Origin of the sequence: uncultured Metabacillus sp. (assembly GCF_947503125.1) — a bacterium.
Lineage (GTDB): Bacteria > Bacillota > Bacilli > Bacillales > Bacillaceae > Metabacillus.
Window position 1 is genome coordinate 168,808 of the sequence record NZ_CANNCR010000005.1, and the last position, 17,405, is coordinate 186,212.

The 17,405-nt window shown below is 38.1% G+C and carries 14 protein-coding genes, 1 other RNA gene and 1 other annotated feature; of the genes, 2 read left to right on the forward strand and 13 right to left on the reverse strand.

Annotated elements, in window-relative coordinates; genetic code table 11:
- Nucleotides 1–85: 85 nt before the first annotated feature.
- The 3 genes from mnmA to Q1B07_RS06355 form a co-directional block, all read right to left on the reverse strand.
- Nucleotides 86–1,198 carry a tRNA 2-thiouridine(34) synthase MnmA gene (gene mnmA / locus Q1B07_RS06345; RefSeq protein WP_299087640.1) on the reverse strand — a complete coding sequence of 371 codons (1,113 nt, stop codon included), beginning with the start codon at nucleotides 1,196–1,198 and terminating at the stop codon, nucleotides 86–88.
- Nucleotides 1,199–1,218: 20 nt separating this feature from the next.
- Nucleotides 1,219–2,358, reverse strand: a complete 1,140-nt coding sequence (locus Q1B07_RS06350) for a cysteine desulfurase family protein (protein ID WP_299087638.1) — start codon at nucleotides 2,356–2,358, stop codon at nucleotides 1,219–1,221.
- A 94-nt stretch (nucleotides 2,359–2,452) separates the two neighbouring features.
- Nucleotides 2,453–2,869 (reverse strand): Rrf2 family transcriptional regulator, encoded by a 417-nt coding sequence (locus Q1B07_RS06355; protein ID WP_299087636.1) that lies wholly within the window; start codon nucleotides 2,867–2,869, stop codon nucleotides 2,453–2,455.
- A 361-nt stretch (nucleotides 2,870–3,230) separates the two neighbouring features.
- Here Q1B07_RS06355 and Q1B07_RS06360 point away from each other — a divergent pair, with 361 nt between their 5' ends.
- Nucleotides 3,231–4,481, forward strand: a complete 1,251-nt coding sequence (locus Q1B07_RS06360; RefSeq protein ID WP_299088073.1) for a replication-associated recombination protein A — start codon at nucleotides 3,231–3,233, stop codon at nucleotides 4,479–4,481.
- Between the two features lie 126 nt (nucleotides 4,482–4,607).
- Here the strand turns inward: Q1B07_RS06360 and Q1B07_RS06365 are convergent, their stop codons facing one another.
- The 5 genes from Q1B07_RS06365 to Q1B07_RS06385 form a co-directional block, all read right to left on the reverse strand.
- On the reverse strand, nucleotides 4,608–5,378 hold the full coding sequence (locus Q1B07_RS06365; protein WP_299087634.1) for a tRNA threonylcarbamoyladenosine dehydratase: 771 nt from the start codon (nucleotides 5,376–5,378) through the stop codon (nucleotides 4,608–4,610).
- 204 nt (nucleotides 5,379–5,582) lie between these two features.
- Nucleotides 5,583–5,772, reverse strand: a non-coding RNA gene (gene ssrS, locus Q1B07_RS06370) — 6S RNA.
- Between the two features lie 73 nt (nucleotides 5,773–5,845).
- Nucleotides 5,846–7,612 carry an aspartate--tRNA ligase gene (gene aspS, locus Q1B07_RS06375; protein ID WP_299832220.1) on the reverse strand — a complete coding sequence of 589 codons (1,767 nt, stop codon included), beginning with the start codon at nucleotides 7,610–7,612 and terminating at the stop codon, nucleotides 5,846–5,848.
- 23 nt (nucleotides 7,613–7,635) lie between these two features.
- The gene (hisS, locus tag Q1B07_RS06380) at nucleotides 7,636–8,901 is read right to left on the reverse strand and encodes a histidine--tRNA ligase (RefSeq protein ID WP_299087630.1); all 1,266 of its coding nucleotides are present in this window, start codon (nucleotides 8,899–8,901) and stop codon (nucleotides 7,636–7,638) included.
- 108 nt (nucleotides 8,902–9,009) lie between these two features.
- Nucleotides 9,010–9,241 (reverse strand) — a binding site (T-box leader).
- A gap of 54 nt (nucleotides 9,242–9,295) precedes the next feature.
- Nucleotides 9,296–9,472, reverse strand: coding sequence for a hypothetical protein (locus Q1B07_RS06385; RefSeq protein WP_299832246.1), 177 nt, complete (start codon nucleotides 9,470–9,472; stop codon nucleotides 9,296–9,298).
- A gap of 157 nt (nucleotides 9,473–9,629) precedes the next feature.
- Between Q1B07_RS06385 and Q1B07_RS06390 the strand changes: the two genes are divergently transcribed.
- Nucleotides 9,630–10,931 (forward strand): N-acetylmuramoyl-L-alanine amidase, encoded by a 1,302-nt coding sequence (locus Q1B07_RS06390; RefSeq protein WP_299087626.1) that lies wholly within the window; start codon nucleotides 9,630–9,632, stop codon nucleotides 10,929–10,931.
- A 126-nt stretch (nucleotides 10,932–11,057) separates the two neighbouring features.
- Here Q1B07_RS06390 and dtd read toward each other — a convergent pair whose 3' ends face one another.
- From dtd to Q1B07_RS06415, 5 genes are all read right to left on the reverse strand, one after another.
- Nucleotides 11,058–11,498, reverse strand: coding sequence for a D-aminoacyl-tRNA deacylase (dtd, locus tag Q1B07_RS06395; protein WP_299087625.1), 441 nt, complete (start codon nucleotides 11,496–11,498; stop codon nucleotides 11,058–11,060).
- Between the two features lie 13 nt (nucleotides 11,499–11,511).
- Nucleotides 11,512–13,722 carry a bifunctional (p)ppGpp synthetase/guanosine-3',5'-bis(diphosphate) 3'-pyrophosphohydrolase gene (locus tag Q1B07_RS06400; RefSeq protein ID WP_299087622.1) on the reverse strand — a complete coding sequence of 737 codons (2,211 nt, stop codon included), beginning with the start codon at nucleotides 13,720–13,722 and terminating at the stop codon, nucleotides 11,512–11,514.
- A gap of 357 nt (nucleotides 13,723–14,079) precedes the next feature.
- Nucleotides 14,080–14,592, reverse strand: a complete 513-nt coding sequence (locus Q1B07_RS06405) for an adenine phosphoribosyltransferase (protein WP_299087618.1) — start codon at nucleotides 14,590–14,592, stop codon at nucleotides 14,080–14,082.
- A 16-nt stretch (nucleotides 14,593–14,608) separates the two neighbouring features.
- Nucleotides 14,609–16,966, reverse strand: coding sequence for a single-stranded-DNA-specific exonuclease RecJ (gene recJ, locus Q1B07_RS06410; protein WP_299087616.1), 2,358 nt, complete (start codon nucleotides 16,964–16,966; stop codon nucleotides 14,609–14,611).
- Between the two features lie 100 nt (nucleotides 16,967–17,066).
- Nucleotides 17,067–17,405, reverse strand: a complete 339-nt coding sequence (locus tag Q1B07_RS06415; RefSeq protein ID WP_299087615.1) for a lipopolysaccharide assembly LapA domain-containing protein — start codon at nucleotides 17,403–17,405, stop codon at nucleotides 17,067–17,069.

Sequence of the window (17,405 nt, forward strand, 5' to 3'; positions counted from 1 at the left end):
CTGCAAAAGCCTAAAATATTTTACAATGAAAAGGGGATGACTTAGAGAAATATAGTCAACCCCCATTTTCAATATTAGCGTATCCTTATCCAAGGTACCATAGCTTTTCACCATTTTTAAACACATCGTCGATTGTTCCGCCGCCAAGACATACTTCACCATCATAAAAAACGACAGCTTGACCAGGGGTAACTGCACGTATTGGTTGTTTAAACGTTACCTTTGCAGTCGTTTCATCCAGCATTTTAACTGTCACTTCATTGTCTGCTTGACGATAACGGAATTTTGCGGTACAGCTCAATTCATTAACAGGTTTGTCCGACATCCAATTTACATTTGTTGCGATAATGGAATCGGAATATAAAAGCTCATTATGGAAGCCTTGATCAACGTATAAAACATTTTTTTCTAAATCCTTGCCAATTGCAAACCACGGTTCACCGCTGCCCCCGATTCCCAGGCCATGCCGTTGGCCGATTGTATAATACATCAATCCATCGTGCTTACCTTTTACTTCACCATCTAAAGTTTGCATAATACCAGGTTGTGCTGGTAAATAGCCGCTCAAAAATTCTTTAAAGTTCCGTTCCCCGATAAAGCAAATACCTGTACTATCCTTTTTTGTTGCTGTAGCAAGGTTTGCTTTTTTTGCCATTTCACGAACCATTGGTTTCTCCAAATCTCCAAGTGGAAATAGGACCTTTGAAAGCTGCTCTTGACCCAGTTGGTTGAGGAAATAGGTTTGATCCTTGTTTTCGTCGATTCCACGCAGCATTTTATATTCACCATCACGGTATTCAACACGGGCATAATGTCCTGTAGCTAAATAGTCAGCTCCAAGTGACATTGCATGGTCTAAAAATGCTTTAAATTTAATTTCTTTATTACACATAACATCAGGATTAGGCGTTCTTCCCGCCTTGTATTCATCTAGGAAATACGTAAATACCTTGTCCCAATATTGTTTCTCAAAATTGACTGCATAATAGGGGATGCCAATTTGATTACATACCTCTATGACATCGTTATAATCCTCTGTGGCTGTACACACACCATTTTCATCCGTGTCATCCCAGTTTTTCATAAAAATACCGATAACATCGTAGCCTTGTTCTTTTAGTCGTAGCGCAGCAACAGATGAATCCACCCCGCCAGACATCCCAACGACTACTCTTGTATCTTTTGGATCTTTTTTCATCCTTTTCACCTCCATAAGCTCTATGCTGTTACTCTTTTTACGATATTTGCGATTTTCTCTGCAGCAAGTTGAATATCTTCTATACTTGTCCCATAACCGAAGCTAAATCTAATCGATGATACGATCCGGTCTGAATCCTCTCCAAACATGGCCACTAATACATGGGATGGATCAACAGAGCCTGCCGTACATGCTGATCCGCTTGAAGCAGCAATTCCTGCTAAATCTAAATTAACTAATAGTGATTCAATTTGCGTTTTAGGAAAATATACATTTAAAACATGAGGCAATCCATCTAACGAACCGTTAATATCAAACTGAAGATGATGATCTCTAAAGATCGCCATCATTTCTTGTTTAAACGACTTATATTTTTCTCTTTTTTGATGCTGTGCAGTTAAAGCAAGATCAGCTGCACAGCTAAAGCCAAATATACCTGGGACATTTTCTGTGCCCGCTCTGCGCTTTAGTTCCTGTTCTCCTCCATATAAGGAAGGCTGTAGCTTGACACCTGATTTTACATAAAGAAATCCCACGCCTTTAGGACCATTTATTTTATGGGCTGAAACCGTTAATAGGTCAACACCTAAATTTTTCACATTTATTTCTTCAACCCCAAAAGCTTGTACAGCATCTGTATGAAATAAGGCTTTATGCTCTTTTAGTAGCTGTGAAATTTCTGAGATGGGCTGTATAGATCCAACCTCATTATTCCCAAACATGATCGATACAAGAATTGTTTCATCTGTCAGATGTTTCTTTAAATCTTCCAATGAAATGACACCTTGTTGATTAACAGGCAAATAGGTAATGTTAAACCCTGCCCGTTCAAGATGTTTACATGCATGAAGTACAGCATGATGCTCTATTTGCGTTGTAATGATATGTTTTCCAGCATGTGCATTGGCTAATGCTCCACCTATAATAGCAAGATTATCAGCCTCAGTACCGCCGCTAGTAAAGATAATTTCCGATGGTGCTGCCCCTATATGATTAGCTAAATTTCTTCTTGATTCGTCAAGTATACGCCGCGCATCTCTCCCAAATGAATGAATGCTTGAAGGGTTACCGAAGTTTTCTGTCATTATCGGCAACATTTTTTCAGCGACATCCGGGTGCAATGGAGATGTAGCGGCATGATCTAAGTAGATATGTTTCAAATGGCAACCCTCCCTTTCCTCTGTTTCATAATATAGATATTATAAAGTTAAGCGCCTTGATATCCAAACGTCGCCGGGCAAGGCGCTTCCGCTTTTAAATATAGAACATATACGGCTCTTGATTACCGTCTGTATAGCTTGCCAGATCTTCCAATGTTGTATTATCAAGCACGTCTGCTACAGCATCTCGGATTTTTATCCATAGCTGTCTCTTAGCTGGCTCCTCATCCTCTAGAACTTCGACAGGACTGATGGGACCTTCAAGAACGCGAATAATATCACCTGAAGTAATGTTTGACGGTTCATCTCCTAAAATATATCCACCGTAAGCTCCGCGGATACTTCTTACAAGTCGGGCATTTCTAAGCGGGGCTATCAGCTGCTCTAAATAATGCTCTGATAAATCATGAGTTTGTGCTATGCTTTTCAAAGAAGTAGGTCCTTCCCCATGCTTTCGTGCTAATTCAATCATAATTGTTAAACCATAACGGCCTTTTGTTGATATTTTCATCCTACCACCCCTATATATTAAAATTTATTTAAGCCAATCCCTTGACAAAAAATTTGTTTGTGAATGTGGAGTCATCCTACTAATTATCATTTATTCAATTGCTTAAAATAATATTTTTTATCACAAGCATCAACAAATGTCAAAAAATAAAATTTCAAGTTCGGCAAGAACTAGTTTCATAATTAGCTTCTTACTTTGAACATTAGCCATTATAGCATATTATAATCTTATTAGGCACTATCTCCAACTATACAGGTTGGACATTATGCTATTCAAATAATATGTATTTCAAATAAAGATAACCTAACATTTAACTGATACGTTTGGAGTGTTTAATTTGAAGCAGCCACTTGCATATAGAATGCGCCCAAAAAGATTAGAGGACATTATTGGACAAACACATTTAGTCGCTGAAGGAAAAATTATTTATCGCATGGTAAAAGCGAAGCATTTGTCCTCAATGATCCTTTATGGTCCTCCTGGAATTGGAAAAACCTCGATTGCTACGGCAATTGCAGGCAGCACAGGGACAGCCTTTCGTAAACTTAACGCTGTTGTTAATAATAAAAAGGATATGGAGATTGTCGCTGAAGAAGCAAAAATGTCAGGAAAAGTAATTTTAATTTTAGATGAAGTCCATCGTTTAGATAAAGCAAAGCAAGATTTTTTGCTGCCATACCTTGAAAATGGGAAGATTATTTTGATTGGAGCGACAACAAGTAATCCATACCATGCAATTAATCCAGCAATTCGCAGCCGCTGTCAGATTTTTGAACTGCACTCTCTTGATGAAAAAGAGATTAAACAAGCTCTTATTCGCGCAATTCACGATAAAGAAAACGGATTAGGCAAGCAAAAAATCGACGTAAAGGAAAACGCCTTACACCATTTAGCCGGAAGCTGTGGAGGAGATGTTCGCTCTGCACTTAACGCACTTGAATTAGCCGTACTATCTACCGAACCAAATTCAGAGGGAATCATTGAAATCACAGTTAAGATCGCTGAAGAATGCCTGCAAAAGAAAAGCTTTGTCCATGATAAGGATGGGGATGCTCATTATGACGTTCTCTCAGCCTTTCAGAAATCCATTAGAGGCTCTGATGTAAATGCAGCCTTACATTATTTAGGGAGACTCATTGAAGCAGGTGATCTTGTTAGTATTAATAGGAGACTGCTTGTGATCGCCTATGAAGATATTGGACTTGCTAATCCACAGGCAGGAAGTCGAACCTTGTCAGCCATTGAGGCTTCTGAGCGTTTAGGATTTCCTGAAGCAAGGATTCCTCTTGCAAATGCTGTCATTGAATTATGCTTATCCCCAAAATCAAATAGTGCTTATCAAGCATTGGACAGCGCTATTGCCGATATTAGAGCAGGGAATACCGGTGATGTTCCTCTTCACTTAAAGGATGCACACTATAAAGGTGCAAAGGCATTAGGAAGAGGTGTTGACTATTTATACCCTCACGATTATGAAAACGGCTGGGTAAAACAGCAATACCTGCCAGACAAGCTAAAAAACAACGTTTATTATCATCCGAAAAAAACAGGAAAATTTGAATTAGCATTAAGCCAAATTTACGAAAAGCTCTTAAATCAACAAAGGAAGTAATGGGCTATTATTGATTAAAATAACTAAGTTGCATAATATCATACTCTAGGTATGAACTAAGTACAAAAAGTAATACTTGCTTAAACGTTGAAAAAAGAGGCAGAATTGCCTCTTTTTTCAGTTTTCTCATTTATTTTCGTCTTTTACCCGAACGATTTTTATATCTTTTAATAATTCAGTTACTACATGTCCGCCCATGATTAAACCGGCAACAGATGGCACAAAAGCATTTGATGACGGAGGCATTTTAGCTTTGCGGATTGGTGCAGCATCATTCCCTACCTCTTTGCGCACTTCCTCCCGAATAACGATTGGACTTTCATCAGAGAAAACAACCTTAATCCCCTTATAGATTCCTTCCTTTCGTAGCCGAGTCCTGATTACCTTTGCAATTGGATCTGTATGTGTTTTTGAAATGTCTGCAACTTGAAATCTTGTTGGATCCATTTTATTTGCGGCACCCATACTTGAGATTATCGGAATTTTACGTTTTAAACATTCCTTCATCAAATGAATTTTATACGAAATCGTATCCGAAGCATCAATAACATAATCAATCTTATGCTCAAAAAACTGCTCATACGTTTCTTCTGTATAAAACATCTTAAGAGAAATCACTTCACAATCAGGGTTAATATCTTTTATTCTTGCCTCCATTAAATCGACCTTCGGCTGGCCGACTGTCGAAAGAAGCGCATGAAGTTGCCTGTTTACATTCGTAATATCAACGTCATCCTTATCCACAAGGATTAATTTCCCTACTCCGGATCTTGCGAGAGCCTCTGCTGAAAATGAACCAACGCCGCCAATTCCTAAAACAGCAACCGTACTATTCTTTAATATATCGAGTCCTTCTTTTCCTATCGCTAATTCATTACGTGAAAATTGATGTAGCAACTAACTCACTCCATTTACAATCCAATTATCTTGTCCATCATAATGACAGTATTTTTACCTGAAAAAGAATATACCATACATTGTTGGAAATGCAAGAGAATATTATTAAATAAAGAGGGCCGGACCCCCCAAACTTAATAGACAGTACAATCCGCACTATTTATTAGTTTTCACTGAGGGGTCAGACCCTTACGTTTTTTATGTAGCAGTCCCAATCGTGCCGTTGCCGTTTCCCTTGTTTTGATCCCGCCCTTAGCAGGTGGGTGCTTTATTCCAGAGGTTTGTAAGTCCTCAAGGATCCGAGTTAGAGGCGTTTACGCTGTCCAGAAACACAAGCTCCCGTAGAAAAAATGTTAGGTCAAAACTAGGTGTACAACGTACACATCAGGACTTTTAACTGTTATTTTTAAAAATAATATCATATTGAGAATGCCTTTTCAAGTGCTTGACAAAGGCATTTCATGTTTTTAGTCAAGCACTTCCAGGTTTAATTCTTCAAGTTGTGCTTCACTTACAGCACCAGGTGCATTTGTTAATAAATCACTTGCACTTGCCGTTTTAGGGAATGCAATTGTATCCCTTAAGTTTGAACGACCAGCTAATAGCATCACAAGTCGATCCAACCCTAGTGCAATGCCGCCATGTGGAGGTGTACCGTATTCAAATGCATCTAATAAGAAACCAAACTGCTCTTTTGCCTCTTCTTCTGAGAAGCCTAACAGCTTAAACATTTTTTCCTGAATGTCTTTTTCAAAGATACGAATTGATCCTCCGCCAAGTTCATAACCATTAAGAACGATGTCATAGGCTTGTGCTTTCATACTTCCCGGGTCTGTTTCAAATAAAGGAAGATCTTCCCTGGCCGGCATTGTGAATGGATGATGTGCCGCATAATAACGTTTAGTTGCCTCATCATATTCAAGCAATGGCCAATCAACTACCCAGAGGAAATTGAATTTGCTTTCATCAATTAATTGCAAATCCTTACCAAGTTTCAGACGAAGGGCACCTAAAGAATCTGCTACTACAGATTTTTTATCAGCTACAAATACAAGAATATCACCGACAGAGGCTTCCATGGTTGCGACTAATGCTTTTTGTTCTTCCTCCGTAAAAAATTTAATAATCGGTCCTTTAAGGCCATCTGCTTCAATTTTCAGCCAAGCCAATCCTTTTGCTCCATATGGCGCAACGAATTCGGCTAAAGCATCCATATCTTTTCTTGAGTATTTATCGGCAGCACCTTTTATATTAATTGATTTAACTTGTCCGCCATTTGCGATTACACTGCTAAATACTTTTAAGCCGCAGTCTTTTACAATTTCACCTACATCAACTAGCTCTAACCCAAAGCGTGTATCCGGCTTATCAGATCCAAAACGGCTCATTGCTTCATCATACGTCATTCTTTTCATTGGTAGTTCAATGTCTATTCCTTTTGTTTCTTTCATAATTCTAGCAAGCATTTGTTCTGTCATTGACATAATATCATCTTGACTCATAAATGAAGCTTCAATATCAATTTGCGTAAATTCAGGCTGACGATCTGCCCGTAAATCTTCATCACGGAAGCAGCGTGCAATTTGGTAGTATTTATCAAAGCCTGACACCATCAATAACTGTTTGAAAATTTGCGGTGATTGCGGCAATGCATAAAATTCACCTGGGTGAACACGGCTCGGTACTAAATAATCACGTGCTCCTTCTGGAGTACTCTTTGTTAAAATTGGTGTTTCAATATCCAAGAAGCCATTTTCATCTAAGAAATTGCGCATTGATTTTGTAACATTATGACGCATCTGAATCGTATTTAATAATCCAGGTCTTCTTAAATCCAAATAACGATATTTTAGACGGACATCCTCTGACACCTCATCTGATTTATCATCAATTAAAAATGGTGGGTTTTTTGCTTTATTTAAAATTGTAACCTTCTCAACAATTACTTCAATTTTTCCTGTAGGAATATTCGGATTAATTGTCTCTTCATCACGCTCAACAATTGTTCCGGTAATATCCAGCACATATTCACTTCGCACCTTCTCAGCAATCTCTAATGATTCAGCTGATATTTCAGGATTAAACACAATCTGAACAACACCTGTGCGATCGCGCAAATCGATAAAGATGACTCCCCCTAAATCACGTCTTTTTGCAACCCAACCCTTTAATACGACTTTTTCTCCAATAGCAGACTCCGGTACATCACCACAATAATATGTACGTCCAAACATGGAATCCTCTCCTTTCATTTCAATCAAAATTGTTTTAAATATGTGATAAGCTCATCAATTGCAATCTCTTCCTGTGCACCTGTTTCCATATTTTTGACAGCTACAACATTTCGCTCAAGCTCGTCATCACCTAAAATGGCAACAAATTTAGCTTGATGACGATCTGCAGCCTTTAATTGAGCTTTCATTTTTTTATCTTCATAGTCTTTTTCAGCTTTTAAACCGGCTTTTCTCATGTCAAAAAGCAATGAAACTGCACGGTCCTTTGCTTGATCCCCCATCGTTACGATATAACAATCAATATTACTTGAAATCGGCAATGCAACACCTTCTGCATCAAGCGCAGCTAATAGTCGCTCAATACTTAGGGCAAACCCAATTCCAGGTGTTTCAGGTCCGCCAATTTCCTGTGTCAGGCCATTATAGCGGCCTCCCCCGCAAAGAGTTGTAATGGCTCCAAAACCTTCCGCATTGCTCATAATTTCAAAGGCAGTATGGTTATAATAGTCTAAACCTCTTACAAGACGCGGATCCACTTCAAAAGGAATTCCATTTGACGTCAAGTATTGTTGCACCTTATTAAAATATTGTTTTGACTCTTCGTTTAAAAACTCAAGAATGGATGGAGCAGTCTCCATTAATTCATGGTCACGATCCTTCTTGCAATCTAAAATCCGTAACGGATTTTGTTCTAAACGCTTTTGACAATCTGAACAAAACTCTCCGATTCTTGGCTGAAAATGTGCAATTAATGCTTCGCGATGAGCTTTACGGCTCTCACCATCACCTAAGCTATTTATGACAAGCTTGATGCTTTTTAAGCCAAGTGATTGATACAATGACATAGCAAGTGAGATCACTTCAGCATCAATGGCTGGATCATGGCTCCCTAATGCCTCTATGCCAAATTGGACAAATTGACGAAAACGGCCTGTTTGCGGACGCTCATATCGGAACATTGGCCCAATATAATAGAGCTTTGTTGGTTGAGACGGGTTCGCATAAAGCTTTTTTTCCACGAATGCACGTACGGTCGATGCTGTGCCTTCAGGTCTTAATGTTATGCTCCTTCCCTTCCGATCTTCAAAAGTATACATTTCCTTTTGAACAATATCCGTACTCTCACCAACGCCGCGTGCAAATAATTCTGTATGCTCAAAAATGGGGGTGCGGATTTCCTTGTACTGATATCTGCTGCATAGTTCACGCGCAGTATTTTCAATAAACTGCCACTTTTCTACTTCTCCAGGTAATATATCCTGAGTACCTCTAGGTATCTGAAATGACATTGTTCTCCTCCTTCTAAAAGCGGAAACGCCTTGGTCAGCTCCAGACAAATAAGACGCTTTAGCTTCAATCGTTCTTAAACCAAAACAAAAAACTCCCATCCCTACAAATGTAGGGACGAGAGTTATACCCGTGGTTCCACCCTAGTTGAAATAGCGAAGACTATTCCCACTCAATCAGTTAACGCCTGCAACGTTCTTCCCCTACTAGACAAGCTGTTTTTCAGAGAGAAACCTAAGGAGTGTTTTTCAATAAGGCATCATGTAGAAATGCTTTCAGCCTAGGGCATTTCCTCTCTTTTCATGTGTAATCTTATTTACTGTTCTCCCTCAATGGTTCAAGGACTATGTATGATTTCAAATTATATCTTATTCTACGAATGTTTAATACTCAATGTCAAGATCGATTTAAATGTTTTTTTAGATTTCTAACTTCCTGTAAGGAAATTCCGAATTCTGAGGCTAACTCAATTGAGGAATTGTTTTGTTCCTTTACCATAAAATCATGAAAATCAACACCAAAAACATCACGCTGTGCATGGCTTACATTTCCTTTTTCACTATTTCTCACCATTCTACATCCTTTCTAAAAAAATCTCCGATAAGGGATTTTACCCTTAGAACGTATTATTATCTTTTCCTTTTTTACAGAATTTATTTCAACTTTAAAAAGGATTGCCGATATTAGTAGAGAAGTGATTAATAGCAGCTAGAAAAAGGAGGTTTCATTTTTGTTTCGCAAATACTGCACCATGTACATTTGTTTTACACTTCTATTTATTGCCTCATTTGCAAACACCGTTACATTAACTGCTGCCAATGAACAAGTCACCATAAATGTCGATCACGTAAATGTTCGGAACGGAGCAGGGCTAACGTCATCCATTATTGCTAAGGTGAAAAAAGGACAAACATTTGATGTCGTGGAAAAAAAGAATGATTGGATAAAAATCGAATTATCAAGGAATGAAACAGGCTGGGTTGCTTCATGGCTGGTGAAGGAGAAAAGCAGCAGCAAGTCTTCAAATTCGTCTGTTTCAAATGGAAATGTTATATCAAAAGCAACAAGCTTACGAATCCGATCTGGCCCCGGTACTTCGTTTAGCGTGATTGGGGTGTTTGATAAGGGAAAAACAGCTCAATACCTTGAGAAAAGTGGTCGTTGGATAAAAATTTCCTACTCTGGCAAGTCAGGATGGGTTGCTGGATGGTATATCTCAAAAACAACAAATACATCGGCCGCAACAGTTAATCCATCTACTAATAATAAGCATGTTAAAATTATCTATAACGGCACTAATATACGTTCTGGCGCATCCACTGGCCATTCCATTGTAAAGAGAGCAAATGCTGGGGAAACTTATACCCTTTTGGATACCGTTGGCAACTGGTATAAAATCAACCTTGAAAATGATAAAATCGGCTATATTGCTGGCTGGGTAGTTGAAACAAGCGGAATTAACTCCCCTGTTACAAAACCTGGCTCAGGAAAGTATGTAAAAAATAAAACAATTGTAATCGACCCTGGACACGGCGGGCAAGACAGCGGAGCAGTTGGAACAAGGGGCACCTTAGAAAAAAACATGACATTAGTAACAGCTAAATTAGTTTATAACAAGCTAAGATCCGCCGGGGCAAATGTATTTTTAACTCGTACGAATGATACATATATTAGTTTACAATCACGAGTCAGCACTTCTCATTATCGCAATGCCGATGCATTTATAAGTCTTCATTATGATAGCACCTCTGACAGGAGTGCAAGTGGAACCACAACCTATTATTACAATTCATTAAAAGATTCTCCACTTGCAGCCCGTTTGAATAGTAGTATCGCACAACAATCAAATTTAAAGGATCGCGGACTTAAATTCGGAAATTTTCATGTCCTAAGAGAAAATAAAGCCGCTGCAGCATTAGTAGAGCTAGGCTTCTTAAGTAACCGTACTGAGGAATTAACGATCAATACATCAAATTATCAGGAACGCATATCACAGGGGATTTTTAATGGTCTCGCTTTGTACTTCAAATAATTCAACAAAAAAAGGCTTGTCTTAAAACAAAAGAATCAGCCCTCTTCAACACTTAAACCGGATTCTTATAACAAGAAAATTCCGTATTGTTTATTGGAGGGGCAGTCCCTTTAAGACAGCCCTTTTTTATTTACTCTCCAAGATCAAAGTCACAGGTCCAACATTGGTAAATTGAACATCCATCATGGCACCGAATGTTCCTGTCTCCACTTGCAGCCCTTTTTCTCTTAATTTAGAATTGAACATTTCATACATGTAATTTGCAAAATCTGGTTTTGCCGCATTCATATAATTTGGACGTCTTCCCTTTCGGCAATCACCATACAAGGTAAATTGAGATACAGATAAGACCTGTCCATTTAGATCCAATAAAGAATGATTCATCTTTCCATCAGCATCTTCAAAAATTCTTAAATTCGCGACTTTCTCTGCAAGGTACTCAGCATCTTTTTCGGTATCATCATGTGTTATACCAACTAACACCATTACACCTTCATCAATTTGGCCAACTACGTTATCTTCCACTGTTACTTTTGCATCTTTTGCTCGTTGAATAACTACTTTCACAATTAAACCTGCCTTAATTCATCATTCTTCGTACTGAATAAATATCAGAAATTTGCTTAATACGTTCGACCACTTTTTGTAAATGATTAATGTTTGAAATCGAAATTGCCATATTAATGGTTGCAACCTTGTTTCGGTCAGATTTTCCAGACACTGATGAGATATCTGTTTTCGTCTCATTCACTGCCTGTAGTACTTCATTAAGGAGACCACGACGGTCATAGCCTAATATTTCAATTTCAACATTATATTCTTTTCTGCTTGAGGATGGTTGGTTTTCCCATTCAACATCAATGAGGCGCTCTTTCGCATCCTCAGTATGAACATTTGTACAATCAGCGCGGTGAACAGAAACTCCTCGACCTTTTGTAATAAAGCCGACAATGTCATCACCAGGTACTGGATTACAGCATTTTGATAACCTGATGAGCAAATTATCAATTCCTTTAACTTGCACACCAGCATCTCGTTTTTTCCTTGAGGCTGATGATCTTACTTGTTTTGCTTCATTTATAACCTCTTGAATATTTTTTTCCTGTTCCTCCTGATCGCGTTTTTTTCGCCATTTTTCTGTTAAGCGATTTGCGACCTGTAAAGCTGTAACCCCATTATATCCAACAGCTGCATACATATCCTCTTCATTTGCAAAATTGAATTTTTCAGCCACTCTTTGTAAATTATCATCAGTCATGACTTCTTTCACATCGAAATCAAGATTTTTAATTTCCTTCTCAACCATTTCCCGGCCTTTTTCAACATTTTCTTCACGACGCTGCTTCTTGAAAAACTGGCGGATTTTATTTTTCGCTTGAGAAGTTTGAGCCAGCTTCAACCAATCCTGACTTGGACCATAGGAATGCTTTGAGGTTAAAATCTCAATAATGTCCCCTGTTTTTAGCTTATAATCCAATGTCACCATTTTTCCATTAATTTTTGCACCGATCGTTTTATTTCCTATTTCGGAATGGATACGATATGCAAAGTCAATTGGAACAGAGCCGGAAGGTAATTCAATCACATCTCCTTTAGGTGTGAAAACAAAAACCATATCAGAAAAGAGATCGATTTTTAGAGATTCCATAAACTCCTCAGCATTTGTTACTTCATTTTGGAATTCTAAAATCTCTCTAAACCAGGAAAGCTTTTTATCTAATGTTGTTTTTTCATCAACCTCTTTGCCTTCCTTATATGCCCAGTGTGCGGCAATCCCGTATTCTGCAATTTGATGCATTTCAAATGTACGAATTTGTACCTCTAACGGATCACCTTTTGGGCCAATAACCGTTGTATGAAGCGATTGATACATATTAGGCTTAGGCATTGCAATATAATCTTTAAAACGGCCCGGCATCGGCTTCCAGCATGTATGGATAATCCCTAATACAGCATAGCAATCTTTAATACTATTAACGACAATCCGTACCGCTAACAGGTCGTAAATTTCATTAAACTGTTTATTTTGGAGTACCATTTTCCGGTAAATACTGTAGATGTGCTTCGGTCTGCCGGAAAATTCCGCCTCAATATTAACCTCATCGACACGATGGCGAACCTCGTCAATTACTTGATCTAAGTATTCCAGACGTTCCTGGCGCTTCTTTTTCATCAAATTTACGATTCGATAATATTGTTGCGGATTTAAATAGCGTAATGACGTATCCTCTAATTCCCACTTGATTTTCGAGATCCCCAACCGATGTGCGAGCGGTGCAAAAATTTCTAATGTTTCATTGGAAATACGTCTTTGCTTCTCTTGTGGTAAGTGCTTTAAGGTTCTCATATTATGAAGACGGTCTGCGAGCTTAATTAAAATTACCCGGATATCTTGAGCCATTGCAACAAACATTTTTCGATGGTTTTCAGCCTGCTGCTCTTCCTTGGATTTATATTTAATTTTTCCGAGCTTTGTTACGCCATCAACAAGCATGGCTACTTCATCATTAAATGCTTCACGAAGGTCATCAAGGGTTACATCGGTATCCTCCACAACATCATGTAAGAAGCCACCCGCAATGGTAGATGGGTCCATCTCCAAATCTACCAAGATTCCCGCTACTTGAATTGGGTGGATAATATAGGGTTCACCTGATTTTCTAAATTGTTCTCGATGGGCTTCTTCCGCAAAGTTATAGGCACGTTGGATAAAAGCGGTATCGTCTGCTGACAAATATCGCCGTGCCTTTTCAATTACTTGCTCTGAAGATAGTACTTGTTCATTTGCCATGGAATCACCTTTTTATAATGAAAACTTTGATAGGACCCAGAAAAAACGAATACTATTCGTCTTTTGCATTGGATCAAAATACTACGATCTATATAAACAATCATTCTTTCCATCATTAGAAGTTTTACTATATTGTAACTATTATCAATAAAAAACGAAAAGATGTAAAGAAGATTCACTCTTTTTAAGCTGTCAATTACTGGTTTGTTTTAAATTAAGATCATCATATCCTGTGTTTGGAAATTCTAGAAGCGAAAGTATCATGTTGAGTAATTGAATTTATAAGTGGAATAAAGACATTCATCTGTACACGATAAAAAAATTTTGTAAAAAAAGCACCCAATCGAGTGCTTCTTTTTAAAATTGCATTAATGTTAACACATCATAGCCATCAAGCAATTTACGACCATCTAAGTAAGTTAATTCAATTAAGAAAGCAATCCCTGCGACAACACCGCCAAGCTCTTCAACAAGCTTGATTGTAGCTTCGATTGTACCTCCAGTTGCAAGCAGGTCATCTGTTATTAATACACGTTGGCCTGGTTTAATTGCATCCTTATGGATCGTTAATACATCTTTCCCATATTCAAGGCCATATTCTACGCGAACAACCTCTCGTGGTAATTTCCCTTCCTTACGAACCGGAGCAAACCCGCAGCCTAATGAGTAGGCAACAGGACAGCCAATAATGAAACCGCGCGCTTCAGGGCCTACTACAATATCAATTTGTTTTTCACGAGCATATTGAACGATTTGGTCTGTCGCATATTTATACGCCTCACCGTTATCCATTAGTGTTGTAATATCCTTAAATTGGATACCTGGTTTTGGATAATCAGGTACGACTGTTACAAATTGCTTTAAATCCATTTTTTCTTTGTCCTCCTTATACATTTACAAGAACTTCTGATGATTGAAATCGATCTTCAAACCATTGTTTCAGTTGACTGTAAGATGTATATAATAACGTTTTTTCTAATTCAATTTGCCTTTGTTTTTTTGCATATGTTTCCGACTCAGCTAAATCTCTTTTTCGAGATGCAGGATTTGTCGAAATAACACCATTTTCTATTGTAACAAATTCTAGCTCAAAAAACACCTGTGACATAAACTCAATTGTTTCTTTTGACCAGCCTTTATGCTGAGCAAGCTTTTCACCCAATTCCTTAACATTAAATGTACCTCTTTTCATTAAAAAGGCATAGTACCATTTAAAATGCTCTCTAGTTGGTATGGTGGCAAAGAAGTGGTCTGCTTCCTGTTGGAATACAGTATAGATACGGTCTGGTTTTCCTTGTGTAAAGAGGAAATCAAGATGATCTAATGACGACGGTATATCCAATATTACAAGATGCTTATTATTAACATTTAGTTCCTGTGCATGTGCTGCCGATTCCACATAGGCTATATTCTTTTCATAACCTTTTTGCTTTAATATCTCATATTGTGATGCTTGATAGGTTATAATTATGGTGTTTTCTACTGTACATACTGTCTTTAATAGTTTATCAACATTACGAGTTCCTCGAAAATCAAAAAGCTGCCAACAATTTACTTTTACATCGTGGAGCATTAATTGAGGCTTTCTTATATTGTTCCACTCATTTATCGAAAGTTCACCAATTGCTGATAATGTTACAGTTGGGGATAGTTCATCATAAATATATCCGAGTCCAAAGCCAACACTATCAAGTTGATGTTCCTCTTGCTCAAAAACAAGCTTCAAATGGTTTTGCTCTGCCCCAATTTTTCGACTATTTGCTAATATGACATTTTCTACTTGAATAACCGGCTTAGGATTATCCATACCAAATGGAGCAAGAAGCTGCATTTCTTCGATAGACTTAACTGAAATATCTTCTAATTTGCAACACACATCTACTTTTTTAATTGGTGTGAAATCCTCTTCGGTTAATTGAGTTTTAGCGATATTTATTAGTCTTGTTCTTAACACATCGACATTTTCAAGCTCAAGCGTCATCCCCGCAGCCATCGGATGTCCTCCGAAATGGGGCAAAATATCTCGGCATGTTGAGAGACTTTCAAATAAATCAAACCCAACAATGCTTCTTGCCGAGCCTTTTGCTATTCCTTTTTCTTGATCAACACTCAAGACAATTGTCGGACGATAATAGTGCTCAACAAGCCTTGATGCTACAATTCCTACAACACCCGGATTCCAGCCTTCCTTTGCAATGACAAGAACAGGGTTTTCCGCAATTGGGAACCTTGTTTCAACTTCATCAATTGCCTCTTCAGTCATTAAATTTACAAGCTTTTGCCGTTCTTTATTTAATAAATCAATTTCTTTAGCAATTTCAAATGCTTCTTCAGCATCTTCTGTCATTAATAAGTGAACGGCTGGGTCGGCATCCTGTAAACGGCCTACTGCATTAATTCTAGGCGCTAAGGCAAAACCTATCGTCTCTTCATTAATCTCAGCGCAATTCACATTTGCAACTTTTAACAAAGCTTTTAATCCTGTACGACTCGTTGTTTTCAGTTGCTTAATACCTGTTTTGGCTATTAATCGATTTTCACCATGAAGTGTTACTAAGTCAGCAATTGTACCAATTGCTGCAATCTCTAATAAATCAGAAGGGACTTCACCTAGGAGGGCATGACTCAGTTTAAACGCCACTCCAACACCTGCCAATTCCTTAAATGGGTAAGGGCATTCTGGCTGTTTAGGATGGATGATAGCCAGTGCATCCGGCAAAACAGGACCTGGTTCATGATGATCTGTAATAATCAGATCCACCCCAAGCTCTTTGGCAACCTCTGCTTCATGGACAGCAGCTATCCCGGTATCTACTGTAATAATAAGTGAAAAGCCATTGATATGGGCTTGTCTGAAAGCGGCTTCATTCGGTCCGTATCCTTCAGTAAAGCGATTAGGAATATAAAATTCGACTTGTGCACCTAATTTTCGTAAAGTAGTTAATAAGACTGTCGTGCTGCTAACACCATCCGCGTCATAATCACCATAGATTAATATGTGTTCATTGTTTTCAATTGCTGTCTTGATTCGAATAACAGCTTTTTCCATATCTTTTAATAAAAAAGGATCATGAAAAGCCTGTTGCTCTATTTTTAGAAATTCACGTGCTTGTTCAATTGAAGTGATCCCGCGGTTAACAAGAAGTGATGCAACAAGTGGTGTGATTGATAAGCTTTCTGTTAATAATTTGATCAAGGATTCATCAGATGGCTGTACAACCCATCTCGTTTTTGCCTTTAACATAGTTTCACCCCTCAACCATCCCATTATACTAGAGTGGTCAAGGGGTTTCAATTTATGGATTATCCCGTATTCCAGTTCATTCTTATTAATGAACTATATATTATTGTTCTGCCAGTCCTTTTTCATGCCGCCCTTCCTCATCTTCGATTCCAGGTAAACCTTGCACCTTTTCTTTTAATGCCTCAAGCTCATTCATTAATATGGTCTTTTCTTTTTCAGCTAGCTTTAATTTCCGCTGAAGTGTTAAGATACGAATTATGCCGGTAGAGGCAATGATAAATCCTCCCATTAATACAGAACCAAGAATGATCAGAACAAGCGGCCATTCAGCCGTTCCAAACAAATAATCAACTTTAACTGGGTCAACGTTTATGACAGCAAAAAGCGCAACAATTAACGCAAAAATAATAGCCAATAAGATGCTCCATTGACGCTTCAT

What these genes read in the sequence shown, in the direction of transcription:
- mnmA (WP_299087640.1), bottom strand. Translation starts at nt 1,198, where the DNA reads ATGAAAAAAGATCCAAAAGATACAAGAGTAGTCGTTGGGATGTCTGGC.
- Q1B07_RS06355 (WP_299087636.1), bottom strand. Translation starts at nt 2,869, where the DNA reads ATGAAAATATCAACAAAAGGCCGTTATGGTTTAACAATTATGATTGAA.
- Q1B07_RS06360 (WP_299088073.1), top strand. Translation starts at nt 3,231, where the DNA reads ATGCGCCCAAAAAGATTAGAGGACATTATTGGACAAACACATTTAGTC.
- aspS (WP_299832220.1), bottom strand. Translation starts at nt 7,612, where the DNA reads ATGTTTGGACGTACATATTATTGTGGTGATGTACCGGAGTCTGCTATT.
- hisS (WP_299087630.1), bottom strand. Translation starts at nt 8,901, where the DNA reads ATGTCATTTCAGATACCTAGAGGTACTCAGGATATATTACCTGGAGAA.
- Q1B07_RS06385 (WP_299832246.1), bottom strand. Translation starts at nt 9,472, where the DNA reads ATGGTGAGAAATAGTGAAAAAGGAAATGTAAGCCATGCACAGCGTGAT.
- Q1B07_RS06400 (WP_299087622.1), bottom strand. Translation starts at nt 13,722, where the DNA reads ATGGCAAATGAACAAGTACTATCTTCAGAGCAAGTAATTGAAAAGGCA.
- Q1B07_RS06405 (WP_299087618.1), bottom strand. Translation starts at nt 14,592, where the DNA reads ATGGATTTAAAGCAATTTGTAACAGTCGTACCTGATTATCCAAAACCA.
- recJ (WP_299087616.1), bottom strand. Translation starts at nt 16,966, where the DNA reads ATGTTAAAGGCAAAAACGAGATGGGTTGTACAGCCATCTGATGAATCC.
- Q1B07_RS06415 (WP_299087615.1), bottom strand. Translation starts at nt 17,405, where the DNA reads ATGAAGCGTCAATGGAGCATCTTATTGGCTATTATTTTTGCGTTAATT.